The organism is Siminovitchia fortis, from assembly GCF_003605365.2.
Lineage (GTDB): Bacteria > Bacillota > Bacilli > Bacillales > Bacillaceae_C > Siminovitchia > Siminovitchia fortis.
This window is the reverse complement of record NZ_QYTU02000066.1, coordinates 1-6,588: the sequence shown is the minus strand read 5'-3', so window position 1 is coordinate 6,588 and position 6,588 is coordinate 1. Positions and strand designations below refer to the sequence as shown.

The window sequence follows — 6,588 nt, the reverse complement described above, 5'->3', positions numbered from 1 at the left end:
ATAGCCGGGGGTTTTCTAAACCATTAATAAAAATACCCTTGATATTCCTCTAATAAGGAATATCAAGGGTATCCTATTGCAGCATCCTACTTGATAATTCTGAATATAAGTGGAAAATGATATATTTCTCCGTTGTACGCTTTGACTGCCGCAATGATAGTGAAAATAAATGCCATCACCCCAATAATCGGCAATAGGATAAATCCGATGAGTACAAGCATTAATATATAAGCCGCTATACTATACACTGCATACGAGATGAAAAAATTCAAGTATTCCTTCCCGTGAAAATCGATAAAAGGCGATTCATCTTTTTTCAGCAGCCAAATGAGCAGCGGGCCGATCAAAGCTGTAAAAAAACTCGTTACATATATGACCATTGCGAGCATTCTTTCATTGCTGGATACCGTATCCATATAATTCCCTCCCATTGAATAACTATTAGTTTATACGAAAACAAGCATGGAAAGTTTCAAAAAAGATGATATTTTTTTTCGTACAAGCATAATCATTCTTTGAGCATGCTTGTGTGAATGGGGTGGTAAAATTTCATGCTTCGCGAATGGGCTGTTGAATTACTGCAAATTCTTGGAGACTATGGATTCCTGGGCATAACCATCGGTCTGATGATAGAAGTCATTCCAAGTGAAATTGTCCTCGGGTATGGCGGGTATTTAATAGCAATCGGAAGAATTTCTTTCTTTGAAGCCTTAATTGCGGGAGTTCTTGGCGGAACGATGGCTCAACTCTTCTTGTATTGGCTCGGGATTTACGGGGGCAGGCCTTTTTTTGACCGGTATGGAAAGTATCTATTCATCCAATCTAAACATTTAAATGCAGCTGAAAGCTGGTTTTCGAAGCATGGAACGATTGTCATTTTCACTGCCCGTTTCATCCCAGTCATCAGACATGCGATTTCCATTCCTGCCGGCATAGCCAGGATGCCTTTTTACCAATTTACCATTCTTACTGTTGCAGCGATGATTCCTTGGACGGTTCTATTCCTCTTGATCGGCATCGAACTTGAAAATCATTGGGATCAAATCGGAGACTACGCCGCGGCTTATTTAAGACCGATTATCGGAACAGCACTGGCAGTCCTCCTGCTATACTTTCTATTTAAAAAATGGCCCCTAAAACGCATGTCGAAAAACGAAAAATAATATTTTAAAAAAACGGATTTTAGCTATTTCCAAACAAAATAAATTTTTGTATTATATGGGTAGATACTAAGAAAAGCGTAAGCGCCCGTTTAGCGACGTACAAACTGGAGCACTCCGCAATGAGATAAAGGAAACACGGCGAGGTACGAGCCGATGTTGACTTATCGATTGGAGGAGGGTGAAGTTTGCTAGTCGCTGGGCGCTGGAGCTAGACAGTCTTTTCTTTTAAAAAACAGAATACATCTCATAATTGAGGGAAGGCAAATGGTGCGCCACCAGTCCTGTTTCTGACTGGTATTAGTGGGTTCGATTCCCACCCCGAAATTTTTTATGCAAACTTAAAAAATTTCGAGGGCAGGATCGAACGCCGACCTGCCCTGGGCAGGAGGGATTCAGATGATGCTCAAGAAACGTGAAGTAAATGGGCATGAATGCCGGATTTTGTTTGATTTGATGACGCACCCCGATGTCTTCCCTTACGTACGTCAGAAAGCTTTTTCTTACGACGAGTTTGTCTTTTTAACAAAGCAGACAATTGAAGCAGAAGAGCGTGGCGAATTGATCTCAAGGACCATTCTGGATGAGTGGGAAAATCCGATAGGTACGATTAATCTTTTTGATATTGACTCAAAGAGCGGATTTTTGGGAACATGGATCGGCAAACCGTTTCATGGAAAAGGCTATAACCATATAGCGAAGGAAAATTTCTTTCAGGAGCTATTTTTCGAAAGTGACATTGAAACTGTTTTTATGCGCATCCGAAAAGAAAATATCCGGTCGAAAAAGGCAGCAGAAAAGCTTCCGTATACCATTTTGGCCAATGAAACAAGGCGGGAGCTTTTTAATCAATTGAACAGCGGCGGATATGTATATGATCTTTATGAAGTGCCAAAGGATTTATACACGATGGAATTTATCCGCAATTCCGCAGCCGAAGAAGAGACACAGCCAATGGAAGCCTAGCTTTAAAAAACAGCCGGAAAGCAAATGTTTCCGGCTGTTTTTTAATCTTTTCTTTTTTCTTCTGCTTCTATCATTTCATTGTAAAGATTTCTCACAACGTGTATTTTAAATAATTCCAGCTTCTTTTTCTTCTCCGGGTGGAAACGGATACCCTTTTCTTTCAGTTTCGCAATATACCAACCCTTGGAATAAATGTGCACTTTTCATCTCCCCTTTTCACATGCCCAATTATCATATGAAAGGAGCGATTCTATGTTGCTTGACCAATACGCTAAAATTAATCATTCAAGCAGTGTGCAAAAGATCGTGTCCAAAAAATCATGGTGAACATCAAAAAGAACGAACAAGCTCTGTACGAAAAGCTGTTCGTTCTTTTTTCAATTTATTATTTTCCGATGAATTGTTGTGTCCAGTAATTTCCGTCAGCTGCATGACCCACACCGATATGTGTGTAATCTTTGCTTAAAATGTTTTCACGGTGGCCTGAGCTGTTCATCCAAGCATTCACAACTTCTTCAGGTGTACGTTGACCTTGAGCGATGTTTTCACCGGCTGAACGGTAGCTGATTCCGAATTTTTTCATCATATCAAATGGGGAACCGTATGTTGGGCTGTTATGGTCGAAATAGTTGTTTGCAGACATGTCTCTTGATTTTTCGCGAGCCACTTTGCTTAATTCCACATCTACTTTAAGCGGTGCAAGTCCATTTTTAGCTCTTTCCGCATTTGTCAATTCGACCACTTTTTGTTCATAGGCGCTTAACTGGCTGTTTTGCTGCTCAGCGGGTTTTTGCTCTTCTTTTTTAGGTTGCTGCGGTTTTTCAGCAGGTTTTTGGGCTGGTTGCTGTTCAGCAGGTTTTTGCGCCTGCTTTTCAGGCTGATAGTTGTCTTTTTCTGTTTTCCAATTAGGATAATACTTATAAACAAACTGATCGCACCAGTTATTCATCTTTTGCATACCATCAGTTTGATAGTAATACACCTTTACATTGGATTGTGCTTGATCCGGCGTTGCTGCGCTGGCTTGTCCTGCAATTGGAGCAGCCAATATCGCCAACGCTGCCGCAGTTGAAACGATTGATTTTTTCATCTCATTTATTCCTCCCTGTCTTTTTCTGTTTTCATAGTATCATAGGATTTTTGTAATATTAGTGGGAGGAAGTTCCAGTTTAATAGCCTATTATTCCTTACATAGGTTCATAGAAAAGATGATTGATATCATGCGGTATTTTTAGAGAGGAAGAAATAACTTACATTGCCAACGCTGGCAAATTACTATATACACAGTTAAAAACTTCTAAATATTTGTGGTTGACAAATGTTGAAGAAGGCGTATTTTGTTACATATATTACAGCGCTGTTTCAATTGTTATGGTATTGTTAGCAGCTTAACCTCTCTAATAAATTAAGCATTAGTTGGTTATTCTGATAAAAAAGGAGGTCATCATGAGTACAAAATATCGCTGTCCCAACTGCAAGACGAATCGAACACGTTTCAATATTGTGGAACAAGTCGTTTCAGCGGTTAAAATGGACCCGGATACAGGTGAAATTGTTGAAAGGTATGACACGATGGAGGAGGCAGGCCCTTTCCACGCACATTATAACGGGCCTGAAAGAAGGATTCAATGCGGTTCATGCGGCTTGATAGAAGACGAAAGGACTTTTGCAAAATACGGTGAACAATAAGCAGCCTGGGCTGCTTTAACTTCACTCATGAAAAAAGAACTCCCTGTAAGGAAGGAGTTCTTTTTTCATTTATTTATTCTTTTTGGACAACATTTTAGCCGCTTCCTTCACTTGCGGATCATTTTCCTGAAGGTGCTCGCGGATTTTATTCATGAGCGCAATGGTTGTGTCGCCGGTCAAAACACCGGTTGTTTCCAGCTTTTCGTCTTTCTGAAACTCCATGACGGCATTTTTTGTATCTTCGTCATAAAAGGAGTCCACTTTGCCCGGATTATAGCCCAGCTCTTTTAAAATTTGCTCGGCTGCTTTCACATCCGATGAGGCTGAATCGACCTTCAGTTTGTGATCCGGATCGATATAGGACAATGAAGCATATTTAGGCATGGCCACCTTTTTATCCGGTTCGATCCCTTTCTCATTAATCCAATTGCCGTCAGGTGTCAGCCATTTGGCCATTGTGTATTTGATATTGGAGCCGTCTTGGAACTCGTAAGTTGTCTGAACGGTTCCCTTCCCGAATGTTTTTTCACCGACAAGCGGAATACCTGCGGATTCACTTACAGCCGCAGCCAGTATTTCCGAGGCGCTGGCGCTGCCTTCATCGACCAATACTACCGTCGGAACGGTAATTTTTTTACCGTCTTTTGCAACATATTCCTCCACTTTTCCGTCTTTGTTGGCTACTTGGAACAACATTTTTCCTTTTGGAACGAACAGATTGGAAATGCTGATGGCCTGATCGAGCAACCCTCCCGGATTTTTACGGAGATCAAGGATCAAGGACTTCATTCCCTTGTCTTCCATCTCTTTCAAGGCTTCGCTCAGATCTTTATCCGTGTGGCTGGAAAAGCTCGTAATTTGAATTTTCGCTACCCCGTTATCAAGCATTTCGGGATAGACGGTATTGATCGGAATTTCATCGCGTGTAATGGTGACTTTTTTCGGTTCTTCACCTTCTTTGCGCTCAATCGTCAATGTCACCTTCGTGCCTTTTTCTCCTCTGATCAACAGGACTGCTTCATTGGCGCTCATGCCCCTGACACTTTTCCCGTCCACTTCCGTTATCTTATCATTTGGTTCGATTCCGGCTTTTTCTGCCGGAGACCCTTTTATCGGGGAAACAACAACAATTGCGCCATTTTTCTCCTGAATCTCCGCTCCAATTCCTTCAAACGAAGAGGTAATGCTTTCTTCAAAGACTTTGCTTTCTTCTTTTGTCATATAATCGGAATATGGATCATCGAGCGACTTCACCATACCGTCGATGGCACCATCGACAAGCTTTTCTTCATCAACATCTTGAAAATAACTTTTCTTCAATTTATCGTATGTGTTGTACAATTTATTAAACTCGGCTCTTTCCTGCATTCCCACATTGACTGCTTTTTCATCGCCAAACGATAGGGCCAAAATGGTTACACCCGCTGTTAAAAAGACGATAAGAAAGATTAACATGACGAATCTGAATTTCTTCATCTGAATAAATCCGGCATGCTGCGGCGTATCTTCTCTATTATTTTGATTTTCTTCCATCCATTTCACCACTTTCATCACGTCAGCTCATCTTTGCATATTCAATCATCTGAAGGTTTATCCAACCACTTTATTCTACCAGTTTTACACAGCCAGTGAAAGGATAATGGAGTGTAAGTGTTATTGTAATTAGAAAAGCGCAAGCGCCTCGCCCATCGACGTACAGACTAGAGGTGCGAAGTCTGCTAGTCGATAGGGCTGGAGCTAGATAACAAAAGGCTTTGTTCAAAATTTTAAAGATAAAACATCTTATACTTTCTTACTCAGTAAGAAGCGCCTGGAGCTGGACATTATATAATCTTTGTTTGAAGAGAAAATTCGGTAACATTTTATGCTTTAACTATAAAAAGACTTTGCCCAGTAAAAGGCAAAGCCATTAAATTTTTGATGCATGCTCGAAATATTCTTCCAATGTCCAATTGTGCTGATAGATGATTTTTGCAGCTTTTACTCCTACATATCTGAAATGCCATGGTTCATACTGATATTCCGTTACCTCTTCTTTGCCTTTCGGGTAACGTAAAATGTATCCAAAACGATGGGCATTGTCCCTTAACCACTTGCCTTCGGGTTTTTGTTCAAACTCTTCAACCAAAAGGTATTGTACAGACTCGCTTGTAATATCCATAGCAAGGCCTGTCTGGTGTTCACTGTATCCCGGGACAGCAACCGCCTGGGCGGCCTTTTTCTCTCCAGATCTTGCAGCTTCTACCTGGAAAACCCCTTCTTGTCTGGCATATGAACGATATCCGGAGGAAGCATACAGTTGAATTCCATCTTTCTCGGCTGCTTCAAACATTTTTTCCAGCGCTTCAGCAGCTTCCTTCCTTAAATAACTTTTTTCAATATCCTGTTCCCCAAAGGAAAAAGCTACTTTTGGCCGGACCAAATCATCAGGTGCGTAGTCACTCGGCAATGCATAGGTTTTATTGACCAAGGCCAGTACATTGCTTGCATTCACAATTTCTTTTCTGCCATCCACTTCCACCACTTCATTGAAGTAGGCGGATTCCAAGGCCAAGCCCTCTTCCTCATTTGATTGAGTCTTTTCAGAAACGTCGTCCGGCTTTTGTTTTTGCTTGCTTTCACCCGTGAATTGATTCCACTGGCAACCGGAAAGCAAGAGTACAATCATGATGATACCTATCAGTTTTTTCATAAAAAATCCCACGACTCCAATTCACTTTCAAAAAATTCTATTCCGGACTTTTAATCGCAGATTCCAAAGCTACTTCGATCA

At 41.0% G+C, this 6,588-nt stretch carries 8 protein-coding genes; 3 read left to right on the top strand and 5 right to left on the bottom strand.

The genetic code is table 11. From position 1 onward, the window contains the following. Window positions 1–86 precede the first annotated feature (86 nt). Entirely contained in the window at window positions 87–416 is a 330-nt protein-coding gene (locus tag D4N35_RS17330; protein WP_120075912.1) for a DUF4870 domain-containing protein, read from the bottom strand. Between the two features lie 135 nt (window positions 417–551). On the opposite strand from D4N35_RS17330, the gene uptA reads away from it, so the two are divergent. Further along, window positions 552–1,163, top strand: a complete 612-nt coding sequence (gene uptA, locus D4N35_RS17325; protein ID WP_120075911.1) for an undecaprenyl phosphate transporter UptA — start codon at window positions 552–554, stop codon at window positions 1,161–1,163. Between the two features lie 399 nt (window positions 1,164–1,562). Then, window positions 1,563–2,126: a GNAT family N-acetyltransferase gene (locus D4N35_RS17320; RefSeq protein ID WP_120075917.1), complete on the top strand. Its 564-nt coding sequence runs from the start codon at window positions 1,563–1,565 to the stop codon at window positions 2,124–2,126. Window positions 2,127–2,167: 41 nt separating this feature from the next. Here the strand turns inward: D4N35_RS17320 and D4N35_RS17315 are convergent, their stop codons facing one another. Beyond that, window positions 2,168–2,326 carry a DUF2639 domain-containing protein gene (locus D4N35_RS17315; protein ID WP_120075909.1) on the bottom strand — a complete coding sequence of 53 codons (159 nt, stop codon included), beginning with the start codon at window positions 2,324–2,326 and terminating at the stop codon, window positions 2,168–2,170. A gap of 185 nt (window positions 2,327–2,511) precedes the next feature. Beyond that, on the bottom strand, window positions 2,512–3,216 hold the full coding sequence (locus tag D4N35_RS17310) for a CAP domain-containing protein (protein WP_120075907.1): 705 nt from the start codon (window positions 3,214–3,216) through the stop codon (window positions 2,512–2,514). A 356-nt stretch (window positions 3,217–3,572) separates the two neighbouring features. On the opposite strand from D4N35_RS17310, the gene D4N35_RS17305 reads away from it, so the two are divergent. Then, entirely contained in the window at window positions 3,573–3,815 is a 243-nt protein-coding gene (locus tag D4N35_RS17305) for a DNA alkylation repair protein (protein WP_120075905.1), read from the top strand. Between the two features lie 69 nt (window positions 3,816–3,884). Here the strand turns inward: D4N35_RS17305 and D4N35_RS17300 are convergent, their stop codons facing one another. Further along, window positions 3,885–5,348: a lmo1851 family serine protease gene (locus D4N35_RS17300; RefSeq protein WP_120075914.1), complete on the bottom strand. Its 1,464-nt coding sequence runs from the start codon at window positions 5,346–5,348 to the stop codon at window positions 3,885–3,887. 376 nt (window positions 5,349–5,724) lie between these two features. Next, window positions 5,725–6,507, bottom strand: coding sequence for a M15 family metallopeptidase (locus D4N35_RS17295; RefSeq protein ID WP_120075903.1), 783 nt, complete (start codon window positions 6,505–6,507; stop codon window positions 5,725–5,727). Window positions 6,508–6,588: the final 81 nt, after the last annotated feature.

Coding starts and splice junctions, on each gene's coding strand:
- D4N35_RS17330 (WP_120075912.1), bottom strand. CDS start 416: ATGGATACGGTATCCAGCAATGAAAGAATGCTCGCAATGGTCATATAT.
- uptA (WP_120075911.1), top strand. CDS start 552: ATGCTTCGCGAATGGGCTGTTGAATTACTGCAAATTCTTGGAGACTAT.
- D4N35_RS17320 (WP_120075917.1), top strand. CDS start 1,563: ATGCTCAAGAAACGTGAAGTAAATGGGCATGAATGCCGGATTTTGTTT.
- D4N35_RS17310 (WP_120075907.1), bottom strand. CDS start 3,216: ATGAAAAAATCAATCGTTTCAACTGCGGCAGCGTTGGCGATATTGGCT.
- D4N35_RS17305 (WP_120075905.1), top strand. CDS start 3,573: ATGAGTACAAAATATCGCTGTCCCAACTGCAAGACGAATCGAACACGT.
- D4N35_RS17300 (WP_120075914.1), bottom strand. CDS start 5,348: ATGGAAGAAAATCAAAATAATAGAGAAGATACGCCGCAGCATGCCGGA.
- D4N35_RS17295 (WP_120075903.1), bottom strand. CDS start 6,507: ATGAAAAAACTGATAGGTATCATCATGATTGTACTCTTGCTTTCCGGT.